Below are 14,234 nucleotides of genomic sequence, written 5' to 3'. Positions count from 1 at the left end.
TAGAGGCGGGCAACGTCGAAATTGCCCGCCAGCGTGACTTCAGGAGAGTTCCCTGGCAGCCTTGAGCACGTCCTCGACATGGCCTGCGACCTTGACCTTACGCCATTCACGCCGAAGAACGCCGTTCTCGTCGATCAGGAAGGTGCTACGTTCGATGCCTTCGTACTCCTTGCCATACATCTGCTTGAGTTTGATGACGTCAAACAGTTTGCAGAGCGCCTCGTCCGCGTCGCTGATCAACTCGAACGGGAACGCCTGTTTGGCTTTGAAGTTCTCATGCTTGCGCAGGCTATCCCTCGAAACGCCAAACACCAACGTGTTCGCAGCAGCAAATTCTTCATGCAGGTCACGAAATCCCTGACCCTGGGTGGTACAGCCGGGCGTGCTGTCCTTGGGATAGAAATACAGTACCACCTTGCGTCCGGCCAGCTCTGACAGCGTGATGGTTTTATCGCTTGTCGCCACGACCGTAAAATCAGGCACCCTGGTATCCAGCTCAATGCTCATTGATTAAATCCTTACAGCGCTATCAGTGGAGGGGACGCCAGGGTTCGATGACGGCGTCCAGGTTCAGCTCATCACAGAAGTCGAGAAACTGTTCGCGCAGCCAGCTGAGCTGCGTCTTGGCCGGGATGGCGATGGTCAGCGTCAGGTTGAGCATCGGCGTTCCGGTGTGCTGGGCCATATAGGTGAAGCTGAACAGTTCTTCCAGCTCGATTTCCAACTGCTGAAAGAAGGTGCAGAGCTCGGCCACCAGCTCCGGCCGTTGGGCCGCGGTGACGAACACGTTATAAGGCAACGCCTGGGGGCGTTCTTCCAATGGCTTGCTGCGGCTCATCGAAAGCGTGAAGTGTTCACGCTTGGCCAGGGCCGGCAGTGATGTCTCCAGGCGGGCAAGGGCATCCCAGTTGCCGCTGATCTGTAACAGCAACGCAGTACAAGTGCCGTGTCGGCTCATGCGACTACTGACGATGAGGCAGCGGTGCTCCATGCATAGTTTGGTGAGCAAGGTGGCCAGCGCGGTGGTTTGCTGCCCCATTGCAGTGATAACCAGGAACTGTTCCTTCTGGCTGGGCGTAATGGACATGATGATCCTCTGACTGGTGTTTCTGTCAGGCCAGAGTGCAAGACAGGCGTGACGCAAGGGAGCTATTGTCCCTGTCCGTCGTCATGGGTTCAACCGTCAGTTTCATCCGCCTGGATTGCAGCTTTGCCGGCGCCGCTCCTTGTGCAGATCGCGGCGCGAAAGTACCATTGCCGATTAACGTTTCAAGTGGAGCAGTTGCATGATTTCAGGCAGCCTGGTGGCGCTGGTAACACCGATGGACTCGCGCGGCGGCCTGGACTGGTCCGCGCTGGAGCGACTGGTAGACTTCCACCTTGAGCAGGGTGCTGACGGCATCGTTGCGGTTGGCACGACAGGGGAGTCTGCTACCCTCGATATGACCGAGCACAAGGAAGCTATTCGCCGCGTCGTCGAGCAGGTTGCCGGGCGCATTCCGGTTATCGCCGGGACCGGTGCCAATTCCACTCGCGAGGCGGTCGAATTGACCGAAGCCGCACGCAGCGTGCGGGCTGATGCCTGCTTGCTGGTGACGCCGTATTACAACAAGCCCACGCAGGAAGGCTTGTATCAGCATCACCGCTTCATCGCCGAAGCGGTTGCAATCCCCCAGATTCTGTACAACGTGCCGGGCCGTACCGCCTGCGATATGTTGCCGGAGACCGTCGATCGTCTTGCCGACATCCCCAACATCATTGGCATCAAGGAAGCGACTGGCGACATGCAGCGTGCCCGTGAGCTGATTGACCGGGTCGGCAACCGGATCAGCGTTTACTCAGGCGACGATCCGACTGCGGTCGAACTGATCCTGCTGGGCGGCAAGGGCAACATCTCGGTGACGGCCAACGTTGCGCCGCACGCCATGCATGAACTGTGCGCGGCTGCCCTGGCTGGCGATGCGGATCTGGCCCGGCGCCTGAACGACGCATTGATGCCGTTGCACAAGACGCTGTTCATCGAATCCAACCCGATACCGGTGAAGTGGGCGATGAGCGAGATGGGTTTGATCGGTGACGGTTTGCGTCTACCTCTGACACCACTCAGTGCCCGGTGCCACGAGCCGGTTCGCGAAGCGCTGCGTCAATGCGGTCTGTTATGAGACAACCCCGGAACATGTTTAGCAAGGAATACAAGATGAAGCCTGTAACGGGTGCGCTGGCTATCCTGGTAATGGGTAGCAGTCTTAGCGGCTGTGGTTATATGTTTGGTGAGGAAGGATATTTCCGTGATCGTGGCGGTGATTACCAGCTGTCGACGGTCGAGCCACGTATGCAGGTTCCCGATGGCATCAACAGCAAGCCGCTTGGCGACATGTTGCCCGTTCCGGGTGTGACTGCCCCCGCAAATGCCGACAAGTTCGTCGTGCCACGCCCGCAACCCATGATGGTCAGCGGCAATGATGCGGGGTTTTCCCTGCAGCAGACTGGCTCGCGTCGCTGGCTGCTCGCCGCAAACTCGCCGACCGAATTGTATGGTCGGGTGCGCCAGTTCTTCGATGATTACCAGGTGCCGGTCGCCAGTGAGTCCTCTTCCCTTGGTGAGTTCGAGACTGAGTGGCTGGCATTTGACCTTCAGTCCAGTAACCCGCTGGTTCGCCGGCTGACTCCCTCGGTGGGAGAAGGGCGACGGCTTGAAGGCAGGGAACAGCGATTCCGGGTTCGTATCGAGCCGGGCGTGCAGGGCGCCAACAGTGAGATCCACGTACTGCACATGTCGCGCAGCCAGGGCGGACCACAGTCCGAATGGCCTGATGATTCTGACAACAGCAATCTCGAGCGCGCGCTGCTTGCGGAAATGGAAACCTACCTGAACCAGTCCGATACCGCCAGTGCTGCTTCACTCGCCACGTCCCTGCAGGGATCGGTCGCTGATACTGCAGAACTGAGCGAGGATGGCGCCGGCAATCCGGTGCTGACCATCCAGCGTGACTTCAATCGTGCCTGGGCCGCGGTGGGATCTGCGCTCGGTCGCGCGGATCTGGCAGTGGCTGACCTGAACCGCAGCTCTGGCGTTTATTACATCGATCTGGAGCAGTCGGCCAGCGAACAGGCAGAAGAGGCAGGGTTCTTCGCGCGTCTGTTTGGCCGCGGTGAGCCGGAGCCTGAAAGCGGTGCGGACCGCGTGCAGGTACGTCTGACGCAAATCGGCAATCAGGTTCAGGTTACCGTTGAGCGAAGCATCGACAGCGCCACCGACCTCGGGCTGGCGCGGGATCTGCTGACACGCATCCGTGACAATCTGAGTTGAGCTGATGCGGTACTGTTCGCTGGGTAGCGGTAGTCGCGGCAATGCCACGCTGGTTGAATGCGGCCGCACCCGCGTGCTTGTCGATTGCGGGTTCAGTTTGCGTAACACCGAGCAGCGTCTGGCCGCCATTGGAATCAGTCCAAAGCAGCTGGACGCGGTCCTGGTCACCCACGAACACTCTGATCATGTGCAAGGTGTCGAGCGCCTGGCCCGGCGCCACGGCATTGCGGTGTATATGACTGCCGGTACGCACCATGCGATGGCCGTGCCGGAGCTTCCCTTCGAGCGGGTACAACTGGGCAGGCGTTTTGTGATCGGTGATCTGGAAATTACCCCTGTCGCTGTGCCGCACGATGCCCGTGAACCCTGCCAGTATATTTTCGATAGCGGCCTGCATCGGCTGGGTATCCTGACCGATACCGGCACCATCACCCCCTGGATCGTCGAGCAATACGCGAGCCTGGATGCGCTGTTTCTCGAGGCCAACTACGATCCGGTCATGTTGAGAAATGGGCCATATCCGCCCCGTCTGCAGGCGCGGGTAGGCGGCAGCCTCGGGCATCTGAGTAACCAGCAAGCGGCGGGACTGCTGGCTGAAATCGATACCAGCACGCTGAAGCATGTCGCGATTGCCCACATCAGTGAGAAGAACAATCGGCCGGACCTTGCCCTGGGCGAACTCTCCCGGGCGTTACAGGAGTGGCCTGGCCAGCTGTGTCTGGCCGAACAGAAGCAGGGCTTGCCCTGGCAGGATATTTCGGGATTATCCCATCACCAATTTGCCGAAAGCGGGAGCCGGTAATGGAAAAACGCACAGAGCTGTATCGTGGCAAGGCCAAGTCGGTATACACCACCGACGATCCGGATCGACTGATCCTGCTGTTCCGCAACGATACATCGGCATTCGATGGCAAGAAGATCGAACAGCTGGACCGCAAGGGCATGGTCAATAACCGCTTTAACGCGTTCATCATGCAGAAGCTCGAGGCTGCGGGCGTTCCGACCCAGTTCGATAGCCTGGTCTCCGACACCGAATGTCTGGTCAAGAAGCTCGACATGATTCCGGTCGAGTGCGTTGTACGTAACTACGCTGCCGGCAGTCTGGTCAAGCGTCTGGGTATTGAGGAAGGGCAGGCCCTGGTGCCGCCGACCTTCGAGCTGTTTCTGAAGGATGACGCCAAGGGCGATCCCTTCATCAATGCCTCGCACGTGGTGACCTTCGGCTGGGCCACTGCTGCCCAGCTTGAACGCATGCAGGAACTCACGCTCAAGGTGAATGATGTTCTCAAGCAGCTATTTGATGACGCCGGCTTGATGCTGGTCGACTTCAAACTCGAGTTCGGCGTGTTCAAGGGCGAAATCGTGTTGGGCGATGAGTTCAGCCCGGACGGTTGCCGTCTGTGGGACAAGGCAACCGGCAAAAAAATGGACAAGGACCGCTTTCGTCAGGGCCTCGGTGGCGTTATCGAAGCCTATGAGGAAGTCGCACAAAGACTGGGCGTCAGTTTGCCCTGAAACTCTTTGTAACGGCGCGCATAGCTGATATTATGCGCGCCGACTGGAGAGTTGCCGGAGTGGTCGAACGGGACGGATTCGAAATCCGTTGTACGGGCAACCGTACCCAGGGTTCGAATCCCTGACTCTCCGCCATGCTTCCTTACAAATCAACGGCTTATATGTCGTTTTGGTTTCTACCCAACATCCTGCCCCACATCCTGGAAATGGATGATCTGGGGCAGTTTTGTGTCTACAACACCAGCTCCCTCTTGTCGCCGACACTTTTATCCGTCGCTTTACCCCGTCCAACCGCTTGTTTCTGTGTTTACGCCGCTCGCTTTCAAGGGGCTTTGCGCCACGATTCGCCTATCAAACCGATACGCGAGGAAAGAAGGTGTTGTTGACGGTCAACGAAGTCGCAAAACGTTATGGAGTTTCACGGGCGACAATCTAGGTGTGGGCTGCAGATGGCTCGCTCTCGAAGCCGGTGAAGATTGGCCGGTGTAGCACCCGATGGCCAATCGATAAACTGGAAGCGTATGAGCATCAGTTGACGGGCTGGTGCGTCACCGGAAGTGATGTCCGGATTGAGGTGCCGGGAGAGACCCATAAAAACGTGCGTGTCTATAGGGTCTTCTCGATGCGCTGGCTGCAGCCGGGATGAACCTGGCTACGGGAGGGCAGCCCAACGAGATGCAGGTCAAGACAGTGCTGTCCTATGGACACCAAGGCACTGAGTCATATGGTTTCCCTGTTTTCTCTCGCAGCCAATGCAGATGACGAAAAGGCATCGTTTCTGCGAATGGACTACCTGGCCGAACATACTCGGGTGAAGATCGAGCGATGCGCGCTGCTGGCCGAACTGCCGAAGATGTTGAAAGCTTACAGCTGCACGGCGGCACGCGATTTGATGGCCGCGTCCATGTCCGGGTTGAAGGCGCACTGTCACAATCCGCTGCTCGAGACCGTTGCAGACCCACACTAATTGCGGGTTTGCCTGAGGCGTCTGTTGGCTGGTGTGCATTCATCTCCCATCTTTCTCGCTAGAGACAAATGAGACAGTGTCTAGACGGAAAAGCCAGCGGTCGGTGGGTTGCTTTTCGTAGCGGCGTTGTGACCTGGGCGTCGAGCGTCGGCGAACGCAGTCGATGCTGAGCGGCGGTCTGGATGGCAACAACGCGTACCGCCGTCGGCAGGTGTGGTGCAACGGTGAGCTGACCGAGTGGTTATGCGAAAGAACGGGACAGACGCAATTCTTAAGTTGGATAAGCCACTCCCCAGTCAGACGCAGTCGCTCGGAGCAGACCGTTTCTGGTGCCGGTCTAATCTGGATCGCTGTTTAAGAAGTTAAAGGCACGATTCACGTCGCTGATTGATCCGTAGCCCCAGAGCTTCGTCGAAACCTTACACGGCCAATCTCCTGCATCGCTGGGCCTGCGTTGATATAAAATATTGATAGATATCCGCACATCGGAAGGAGCTTTATGAACGGATGCATCGTAGAGCCTGCTCAGACTCAAGAACATGAAATGGTGCTGGACCGAGATACAGGTCGATGGCTCAGCCTGCTGGAATTCATGGGAGGAGAGGATTATGGCAGTGTAATAAGCGAGCGTCGCGTCGCTTTACGTATTCAGTTGATCGAGGGGCAGAGTAGATACGTTTGCCCAAAGTGTGAGAATGCAATGATTCTCGCATCTATAAAAATTAGAGACCGGGCCGTCGAACGCTTCTTTTTCAAACACCTACGAGACGATGGCTCGTGCACGGGCCTCGGCGGGTCCGGAGCAAAAGCCATTGACGCAAGGCGCTTCGCCCAGGCTAAAGAAGGGCATGAACATAAGCAACTGAAAGGTATGCTTCTCGAGAGCCTGGCTGCAGATGCTTCTTTTTCCGAGACGATGTCAGAGAAGCGGTGGTGGGATATCGATGGCGTCAGTTGGCGTCAGCCTGATGTTCGGAGCTGCAGGAACGGTCTGCGCGTCGCATTTGAAGTACAGTTGTCGACCACGTTCCTTCACGTTATAGCCGAGCGCATGGCGTTTTATCGGCGAAACGAGGGGAGGCTTCTGTGGCTTTTTAGGGATCTAGAACTGGATCTGTTTCGTTTGTCTGAAGACGACATCTTTTATGCGAACAACAGAAACGCGTTTCGTATTACGAGAGAGACTGTGCAGCTTTCGCAAGTGAACAAGAGGTTCGCTCTTGAGTGTATGTGGCTTGAGCCGGTTTTGGCAGGTACGGAAATCGTCGAACGGATTGGACGCAGTATAGTCTATTTCGATCAATTGACTTTCGATAACAGCTATGCAGGCGTGCCCCGCGCATATTTTTTCGATTACGAATCAGCCAGGTCGGCAACGCAGGCGAAGCTGTATACAATTCAGTTGCACGAACACGACGCTAGCCTGCGAAAAGACTTTAACCGTTTTTACTTGTCGTTCCTGGCGGAGCAAATCCATGGTGAAGAATTCGACCGTACCTGGTCTGATTTCATGGTTCGTTTTTTTCAGCGCGGTATTTTGCTACCGGATCGGCCGGTTCGCAGTGATGGCCTGCACTTTTATCTCGTTGCTGCCTACTCGGCTAGAGCAGGAATGCCCGTAGGCACGCGTCACACGGACCTCGTAAAGGTCGGCCATTATTTGGTCGATCAACGAAAGCGAACGATTTGGTTATTTCGATTGATGCTGGAGGCGCACGACCGCGCAGCGACCATGAAAATACATGATCCAAAAAAAAATTGGCTCGCCAAGGCGAAGGGTTACAGAGCTGCGCTGAAACGGGGCGATGAGAAATACATGCCAAACCGCGATTTCGATCCTCTCCTTAGCTTTCTTTTTCCTGAGGTGGCCCACAAATTGATTCTTCATCCCAAAGACGTTCTAGGCATACCAACCTAAGCGGCCAACTGATGCTGATCGAGGCCGACTCCGTTGTGGATCACATTATCAACCTGCTCATGCCATGACAGCAAAGCGAGACGTATGACATGGAAGTCGGCATGGTGTTGCGAGTCGAGCAAGGTGAAATCGAGGAAGGGAGAACGTCGCAACTGTTAACCTGCTCGAACGGGAAGAGATATTTTGCCCGGGGGCATCCTTATTTCGGACTTGCTGAAGGTCCGGCTAATTTTGAGCGAACCGTCATATATAGAAAAACCAAACCAGAGCGCCCGATTCTGATTGATGATGGGATCTGAATGCGGCTAGGAGCAGACACGACACTGCCTTATGAGCGCGCTCGGGCAGTACTGCGTACCAGGCTGTTTTTGCAGCAGCTACTTGGCGACACGGCTTTGCCGCACGAACTGCGTGACGAAGCCAGGGCGCTGTTGCGGCACTACCCGGAAAATTTTCATCTGGAAGCCATTGGCGAGATAGAAAAGCGGCTGTGTGGCTTGAAGACAGACGACCAGCAGCTTGCTCTGTTGTTAAGCGGAAGCCCTCGTTTCAGTCCATCTGAAGAGTAACCAGGAGCACGTCGCTCCGTTGTAGAGACGTTAGAGAAATCATGGAATCGACCGAATTTGTACCCGAGCTCAGATTCATCCAGGCTACCCGGGTGGTTACCTGGTACGGAAGAGCGTGCTGAGGAAGTACCGACAATAATATTTTTCAGCAGCAAAGTACGGAGGGTATGATCAGGCCCTTACCGCCGCGATCAAAATACGCAACGAATGGGTTGCGTTGGGCTCTGGTTTCCATTCGACAATGCCCGGAAAGCATTAAGCAAGCGCTAACAAGGGTGCGAAAAATCCCATCTTGAAAACATGGCTAAATGGTGCTCCTAAGGTGGTCATGAACGTTTCCTAGAATTTTTTTATTTTTTTGATCAAGGGTAAGCGCCAAGAACCTGCATTTGTTTTCCATAGTCAAGCCATACCACACTGACTCCACCGCAACCACAACGGGAATGCCAGATCAGCATCGAGCTTAAACAATACTGTCAACAGTATGTAGCCGATTGGCGAGCATCCGGGCGGCTTCTAATTCCACGATCAACACGCATTGCTCTAAAACATCCTTGTCGCCCATGACAGCTAAAGAAGCTTATTTTTATCGAGCGAACCACTTCCAGCACATTTACCCGATGCGTCTGAATCTTTACGCTAAACCGCTAACGCTTGTGCCGGGAGAGGGTGTCTTGAGCTCACAGGCGGCATTCCTTAGCCGTCCCGGAGCTGGATTGGTGGATAGCGCGCGCCCTACCTAGCTATCTGATGTGATTGGGTCGAGTTTCACCTGTGCAAACTCAAGATTTACCGACCTTCGCGTAAATTTTTGCGTGGGGCCCATTCACCTGTGATTCCCAGGCTTTTGGCGTCTCGTCGAAGTCGAACTCGGCATAGTCCACAGTAATGTTTTCCGTGGTGGTGATATCCAGCAAGCGTTCCCAGATTTTGCGACGGTCAGCCGGAGGGCGTTGACCGGTGCCGATGCATGAAAGCGTCCTGAACAGGAGGTCAGCGATATCCAGATTGAGTTGCCGTCCCGCACCGGTGCCGACGGTTACGATGCGCGCTCCCCATCGCGTTGCCTTCAATGCATTCAGCATGGGCTGCCCACACACCAGATCAAGCACTACGTCATAACCTTCTCCCGCTTCGGCCTTGAGTGCCGCCACATCAGTTTCGTCGCCCTTGAGGCATACCGTCGCGTCGGTAATTCCGCGCTCTTTCAAGCGTGCCAGAGCTGCTTCACTTCTGCCTGCGGCAACTACCTTGCCCGCTCCCAGATAACGGGCAAGCTGCAGGGCGATCTGCCCGAGCGTGCCGGTACCGCCGAGGATCAATACGGTCTCACCGGGTTGAATCTTTGCGGTTTCCAGCGGGATCAGCGCGCCGGTTGCGGCAATACCCATGGTAATGGCGGTACGGTCATCGATATGGTCCGGCACCTCCCAGACTTCTTCGGCAGGGACCAGTGTGCGCTCGGCCCAGGCGCCAAAAGGCAATACAGAGCGTTCGCCAAAATACACGCGCTTGCCTTCCGCCGTGCGACCGACGCCCTCGCCACGGATGACGCAGGGATAGGCTACGCCGAGTCGATACGCGCCGAGCACGTCCCAGCCGCCGAGGCCTGCAGTATCAACGTCGATCAGTATCGCGCCGTCCTGGGCTTCCGGTTCCTTGAAGTCCTGCATAACGGGGAGGGCGCCGCGTTCGGTAATGACAGCTGCTTTCATTGTTATCTCCTGTTGCCGACAAATGCGTGAGAGAGAAGCTCCGGCTGATGTCTGGCATGTTTGTGCGCTGTAGTGGGATATGATTCTGTAGTAAGATTGATATTCTGTCAAAAGAACGGAGCGTGGCGAATGAAGGACATTTCTAAAGTCTCTTCGCGATACTCTGACCCAAGCACCCGCACTTGGTGAATACTGGATGAGTTGGTTACATAACAGCAAAACGCAGTTCAAAATCTACAATGGCCCGGCAGCTGGCTGGGGTGCGTTGCTGAGCGTTACCCATGCGTGGCTGAACAGCGAACAGCCCATCAAGAACATCAAGGCGTTGCTCAGAACCAATCAGCAGGGAGGCTTTGATTGCCCCGGTTGCGCCTGGGGTGATTCACCGGAATCCGGTGCGGTCAAATTCTGTGAAAATGGCGCCAAGGCGGTCAATTGGGAAGCGACCAGTCGTCGGGTGAACGCCGAGTTTTTCGCCCGGCATAGCGTCGCACAATTGCGTGAGCAGAGTGACTACTGGCTTGAATACCAGGGACGCCTGACGGAACCGATGCGCTATGATGCCGCGACCGACCGATATCTCCCGATCAGTTGGGATGCTGCTTTTGCGCTGATTGCCGGCCACCTCAACCATCTGGAATCTCCGGATCAGGCCGAATTTTATACGTCGGGTCGCGCCAGCAACGAAGCGGCCTTTCTCTATCAGTTGTTTGCCCGTGCCTACGGCACCAACAATTTTCCCGATTGCTCGAACATGTGCCACGAGGCGAGCGGTGTAGCGCTGAACGGGAGTCTGGGGACGGGCAAGGGTACGGTGACCTTCGACGACTTCGAGCATGCCGATGCCATATTCGTTCTTGGGCAAAATCCCGGTACCAATCACCCGCGCATGCTTGAGCCGCTGCGGGATGCTGTCAGGCGCGGCGCGCAGGTGGTGTGTTTCAACCCATTGAAGGAGCGCGGGCTGGAGCGATTTCAGCATCCGCAGAAGATGTCGGAAATGCTCACCAACCGGTCGAAGCCGATGCATACGGATTTCTTTCGACCGGCGCTGGGTGGTGACATGGCCATTCTCCGGGGCATGGCGAAATATCTCCTGGCATGGGAAAGAGACGCGCAACGCCGCGGGGTTTCCGGCGTACTGGACGATGACTTCATTCTCATGCAGACCGATGGATTTGCCACCTATCTGGAGGTGCTGGACGCCACTGGCTGGGAGCATATCGTCGAGCAATCAGGCCTGAGTCTGGGTCAGATCGAGAGGGCCGCCAAGCTCTATTGCGAGGCGTCCAACGTCATCTTCTGCTGGGCGATGGGCATCACCCAACATCATCACGGCGTGGCGACTATTCAGGAAATAGTCAACCTGCAGCTATTGCGCGGCAACGTCGGACGCCCCGGTGCTGGCCTCTGTCCGGTGCGCGGGCACAGCAACGTTCAGGGTGACCGCACCATGGGCATCAACGAAAGGCCGCCGCAGGGCTTCCTCGACCGGCTGGCGGAGAGCTTTAGTTTCGAGCCGCCACGCCGCGATGGCCACAACACTGTTGAAGCCATCCACGCCATGCTCAAAGGCGAAGCCCGTGTGTTTGTAGCGCTGGGTGGTAATTTTGCGCAAGCCACGCCTGACAGCGTGCTGACCCATCAGGCACTGAGCAATTGTGCGTTGACGGTGCAGATCAGTACCAAGCTCAATCGCAGCCATCTGATGGTGGGCAGGGATGCTCTGATTTTGCCATGTCTTGGCAGAACGGATATCGACCAGCAGGCAACAGGCCCTCAATGCGTCACCGTTGAAGATTCCTTCAGCATGGTGCACGCATCGTTTGGGCAACTAGAGCCTCTGTCAAAGCAGATGCGCTCGGAACCCTGGATCATAGCCGGCATCGCCGAGGCCACGCTGGGCAACCATCCCTTAAACTGGCAAGCGATGCGTGACGACTATCGGCTGATCCGGGACGCCATTGCCCGGACGGTGCCCGGTTTCGATCAGTTTGAAGACCGTCTGAAGCAGCCTGGCGGCTTTCACTTGCCCAACTTGGCCAGCCAGCGTGTGTGGCGTACCAGTACCGAGAAGGCGCGTTTTTCAGCTACCTCCCTGCCGGGTAGTCTGATTCACGAGAAGGTTCATGCCAGTGGACGAACCCATGATTTGATCTTGCAAAGCCTCCGCTCACACGATCAGTACAACACAACTATCTATAGCTTGAATGATCGCTACCGGGGAGTTTCGGGGCAGCGCGAAGTCCTTTTCGTCAATCAGAAGGATATCGACAGGTTGGGCTTTGAGGCGGCTCAGAAAGTAGATCTGGTTTCACTCTGGGATGATGGTGTTGAGCGACGGATAAAAGGTTTTACGCTGCTTCCCTACGACATTCCGGAAGGGCAGGCAGCGGCCTATTACCCAGAGATCAATCCGCTGGTGCCGCTGGATAGTTACGGTGTTGACAGCTTCACGCCAGCATCGAAGTTCATACCGATCAAGCTTTATCCGGGTGATTGCGGATCGAAGCACCAGTTAAGGTTTGTCCATGGATAGGTCAGTAAGTCGCTACCTGCCAGGATGTATGCACGAAAGGCCTCGATTAGCTATGTTGAGGCTTTAGGCTCAAGCTTGGCTGCAATGCTGGCATGGACCCCCCGGAAGCCCTTCTGAAGGGAAGCGCTCCGGGGCGCGTTAATAATGGCAGAAGCGATTTGATCGTTTTACTCCGGCGACTTTTCTCGTTGCCTTTGGGAGCACTAACCTTCGCTAATGCAGCTGGCCACTATCTTGTGACCATCCGGATCGCGTACATAGGCTGCGTACACATTCGGCCCCACGTCCCGAAACCCCGGGGCGCCAGCATCCGTTCCTCCTGCCTCCAGGGCACGCTTGTGGAATTCACCCACTGCGGCTCGATCCGCCGCTGCAAAGCCTACGGTCAGGCCGTTGCCTACACTGGCGACGTTGCCGTCGGCTGGTTTCAGCACTACGAAGCGCGGGCCTGCGCCGCCCCAGAGCGATGCCGTTTCCATGTTGCCGAGGTTTTCATAACCCAGTGCGCCAAGCACTGAATCGTAGAAGATGCGAGCTCTGGATAGGTCGTTGGTACCTACAGTGACGTGTGAAAACATAGGGCAGTTCTCCTGGTTGGAGCGCGTTACATGGCGCTCAGTTGATCGCAAGGTTTCTCGGGCGCGCGGAGCATTTAGCCATCCATGCCTAGCAATGTGGTGATGTCACGTCCCGGTTCCGCATCAGTACCGTAGGAAAAGTCCCCCCGGCGCTGGCGCTTAGCCAGTTGTTCCATCTGGTAGCGGTATCGAGTGCCGGGTGCGTCGAAGCGAGAATGCAGGTCACGCCTGTCTGATTCGTCCAGATAGCGCTGGTTCTGCGGACGTACCACCGAGTTGTCCTGAGGCTGGATGATGTAATTGATGCGCGGCATCAAATAGCGAAAAGGAGAGGGCGCTGCGGTGGTGTTGAAAGTAACGTCGCAACGGGAGCGATGCCGTCCTACCGGCAAAAACGGTTGCAGATTGGGAACGTCGTAACCAGGTCGAAATCGGGGGTAGGAAATGCAGACATTGCTGCGCAAGTGAATATGCAGCACGGCACGGAAATCTTGATACTTGGCGCGTACCCCGCCCACCCAGCGCATCACCGGCGCGACTGACTTTTGCGTGACCATACGGGTTCTGGTTACCGTTTCGGACGTCCATTCGACTTCGACGACGTCGGATTCGGAGATGCCGTCGCCTATGGTATTGGCATGCAGGAAATCGGCGTGGGTCAGGTCGATGAGGTTTTCCACCGAGAGCGCCGATGAGGCATCGAACCGCACAGTCCGCTGTGTGTAGCCCGGAATATTGCCGTCCAGGGGCAGGAAGGGGATATGTGGCAGCAGCTGAATGTCTGCGTTGTCGGGGTTGCCATACCACGCCCAGATATAGCCGTAGCGTTCTATAACAGGATAGCTGCCGGAACCTCCGGTGAAGGCGCTGCTGGCGTGGCGCAGGGCTTCCAGCCGCGATGGATGGAACTCGGCCGCCTGAGGTATTCCGTTTTCACGCCAGAGAAAATAAGGCTGGGAATGGATGATTCGGCGGATTGGCCTTGAGCTCACGTCGCGACTGTGCGAGACCGGAAACCAGGTGTCGTGCAGATCATAATTGACCGGAGTCCAGTCGGAGGGACGCTTGCTGCGCTGCCCTGCGACGGTGTCGTTGGTGGATACAGTGTGCATTGTGAATTCTC

14 protein-coding genes and 1 tRNA gene are annotated in these 14,234 nt (G+C 56.4%); 10 read left to right on the top strand and 5 right to left on the bottom strand.

Annotated elements, in window-relative coordinates; genetic code table 11:
• Positions 1–39: 39 nt before the first annotated feature.
• On the bottom strand, positions 40–507 hold the full coding sequence (locus FZE95_RS09205; protein ID WP_150300562.1) for a peroxiredoxin: 468 nt from the start codon (positions 505–507) through the stop codon (positions 40–42).
• 22 nt (positions 508–529) lie between these two features.
• The gene (locus FZE95_RS09200; RefSeq protein WP_150300561.1) at positions 530–1,087 is read right to left on the bottom strand and encodes a glycine cleavage system protein R; all 558 of its coding nucleotides are present in this window, start codon (positions 1,085–1,087) and stop codon (positions 530–532) included.
• A gap of 199 nt (positions 1,088–1,286) precedes the next feature.
• On the opposite strand from FZE95_RS09200, the gene dapA reads away from it, so the two are divergent.
• The 9 genes from dapA (at position 1,287) to FZE95_RS09155 (ending at position 8,279) form a co-directional block, all read left to right on the top strand.
• On the top strand, positions 1,287–2,162 hold the full coding sequence (gene dapA / locus FZE95_RS09195) for a 4-hydroxy-tetrahydrodipicolinate synthase (RefSeq protein WP_150300560.1): 876 nt from the start codon (positions 1,287–1,289) through the stop codon (positions 2,160–2,162).
• Positions 2,163–2,197: 35 nt separating this feature from the next.
• Entirely contained in the window at positions 2,198–3,310 is a 1,113-nt protein-coding gene (gene bamC / locus FZE95_RS09190; protein ID WP_190324537.1) for an outer membrane protein assembly factor BamC, read from the top strand.
• Between the two features lie 4 nt (positions 3,311–3,314).
• Positions 3,315–4,112 (top strand): MBL fold metallo-hydrolase, encoded by a 798-nt coding sequence (locus FZE95_RS09185; RefSeq protein ID WP_150300558.1) that lies wholly within the window; start codon positions 3,315–3,317, stop codon positions 4,110–4,112.
• Positions 4,112–4,825 (top strand): phosphoribosylaminoimidazolesuccinocarboxamide synthase, encoded by a 714-nt coding sequence (gene purC, locus FZE95_RS09180; RefSeq protein ID WP_150300557.1) that lies wholly within the window; start codon positions 4,112–4,114, stop codon positions 4,823–4,825. Before FZE95_RS09185 ends, purC begins: the two co-directional genes overlap by 1 nt.
• A 45-nt stretch (positions 4,826–4,870) precedes the next feature.
• A tRNA-Ser gene (locus FZE95_RS09175) sits at positions 4,871–4,960 on the top strand.
• A 565-nt stretch (positions 4,961–5,525) separates the two neighbouring features.
• The gene (locus FZE95_RS09170; RefSeq protein WP_150300556.1) at positions 5,526–5,792 is read left to right on the top strand and encodes a hypothetical protein; all 267 of its coding nucleotides are present in this window, start codon (positions 5,526–5,528) and stop codon (positions 5,790–5,792) included.
• A gap of 499 nt (positions 5,793–6,291) precedes the next feature.
• Positions 6,292–7,710, top strand: a complete 1,419-nt coding sequence (locus tag FZE95_RS09165) for a DUF6035 family protein (RefSeq protein WP_150300555.1) — start codon at positions 6,292–6,294, stop codon at positions 7,708–7,710.
• Between the two features lie 89 nt (positions 7,711–7,799).
• On the top strand, positions 7,800–8,009 hold the full coding sequence (locus FZE95_RS09160; RefSeq protein ID WP_150300554.1) for a hypothetical protein: 210 nt from the start codon (positions 7,800–7,802) through the stop codon (positions 8,007–8,009).
• Complete coding sequence (locus tag FZE95_RS09155; RefSeq protein WP_150300553.1) at positions 8,010–8,279, top strand: BPSL0761 family protein; 270 nt, start codon at positions 8,010–8,012, stop codon at positions 8,277–8,279.
• 782 nt (positions 8,280–9,061) lie between these two features.
• Here the strand turns inward: FZE95_RS09155 and FZE95_RS09150 are convergent.
• Entirely contained in the window at positions 9,062–9,994 is a 933-nt protein-coding gene (locus FZE95_RS09150) for a quinone oxidoreductase family protein (protein ID WP_150300552.1), read from the bottom strand.
• Between the two features lie 196 nt (positions 9,995–10,190).
• Between FZE95_RS09150 and FZE95_RS09145 the strand changes: the two genes are divergently transcribed.
• Complete coding sequence (locus FZE95_RS09145; protein ID WP_150300551.1) at positions 10,191–12,533, top strand: FdhF/YdeP family oxidoreductase; 2,343 nt, start codon at positions 10,191–10,193, stop codon at positions 12,531–12,533.
• Between the two features lie 203 nt (positions 12,534–12,736).
• On the opposite strand, the gene FZE95_RS09140 is transcribed toward FZE95_RS09145, so the two are convergent.
• Entirely contained in the window at positions 12,737–13,111 is a 375-nt protein-coding gene (locus tag FZE95_RS09140; protein ID WP_150300550.1) for a VOC family protein, read from the bottom strand.
• 74 nt (positions 13,112–13,185) lie between these two features.
• On the bottom strand, positions 13,186–14,223 hold the full coding sequence (locus FZE95_RS09135) for an aromatic ring-hydroxylating dioxygenase subunit alpha (protein WP_150300549.1): 1,038 nt from the start codon (positions 14,221–14,223) through the stop codon (positions 13,186–13,188).
• Positions 14,224–14,234: the final 11 nt, after the last annotated feature.

The sequence above is a fragment of the Pseudomonas profundi genome (assembly GCF_008638305.1).
GTDB lineage: Bacteria > Pseudomonadota > Gammaproteobacteria > Pseudomonadales > Pseudomonadaceae > Halopseudomonas > Halopseudomonas profundi.
Note: the sequence above shows the minus strand (reverse complement) of the source record. Positions and strands in the feature narration are given on the sequence as shown.

What these genes read in the sequence shown, in the direction of transcription:
- bamC (WP_190324537.1), top strand. Translation starts at nt 2,198, where the DNA reads ATGAAGCCTGTAACGGGTGCGCTGGCTATCCTGGTAATGGGTAGCAGT.
- FZE95_RS09140 (WP_150300550.1), bottom strand. Translation starts at nt 13,111, where the DNA reads ATGTTTTCACACGTCACTGTAGGTACCAACGACCTATCCAGAGCTCGC.
- FZE95_RS09205 (WP_150300562.1), bottom strand. Translation starts at nt 507, where the DNA reads ATGAGCATTGAGCTGGATACCAGGGTGCCTGATTTTACGGTCGTGGCG.
- FZE95_RS09165 (WP_150300555.1), top strand. Translation starts at nt 6,292, where the DNA reads ATGAACGGATGCATCGTAGAGCCTGCTCAGACTCAAGAACATGAAATG.
- FZE95_RS09155 (WP_150300553.1), top strand. Translation starts at nt 8,010, where the DNA reads ATGCGGCTAGGAGCAGACACGACACTGCCTTATGAGCGCGCTCGGGCA.
- purC (WP_150300557.1), top strand. Translation starts at nt 4,112, where the DNA reads ATGGAAAAACGCACAGAGCTGTATCGTGGCAAGGCCAAGTCGGTATAC.
- FZE95_RS09185 (WP_150300558.1), top strand. Translation starts at nt 3,315, where the DNA reads ATGCGGTACTGTTCGCTGGGTAGCGGTAGTCGCGGCAATGCCACGCTG.
- FZE95_RS09145 (WP_150300551.1), top strand. Translation starts at nt 10,191, where the DNA reads ATGAGTTGGTTACATAACAGCAAAACGCAGTTCAAAATCTACAATGGC.
- FZE95_RS09200 (WP_150300561.1), bottom strand. Translation starts at nt 1,087, where the DNA reads ATGTCCATTACGCCCAGCCAGAAGGAACAGTTCCTGGTTATCACTGCA.
- FZE95_RS09135 (WP_150300549.1), bottom strand. Translation starts at nt 14,223, where the DNA reads ATGCACACTGTATCCACCAACGACACCGTCGCAGGGCAGCGCAGCAAG.
- FZE95_RS09150 (WP_150300552.1), bottom strand. Translation starts at nt 9,994, where the DNA reads ATGAAAGCAGCTGTCATTACCGAACGCGGCGCCCTCCCCGTTATGCAG.
- dapA (WP_150300560.1), top strand. Translation starts at nt 1,287, where the DNA reads ATGATTTCAGGCAGCCTGGTGGCGCTGGTAACACCGATGGACTCGCGC.
- FZE95_RS09160 (WP_150300554.1), top strand. Translation starts at nt 7,800, where the DNA reads ATGGAAGTCGGCATGGTGTTGCGAGTCGAGCAAGGTGAAATCGAGGAA.
- FZE95_RS09170 (WP_150300556.1), top strand. Translation starts at nt 5,526, where the DNA reads ATGGACACCAAGGCACTGAGTCATATGGTTTCCCTGTTTTCTCTCGCA.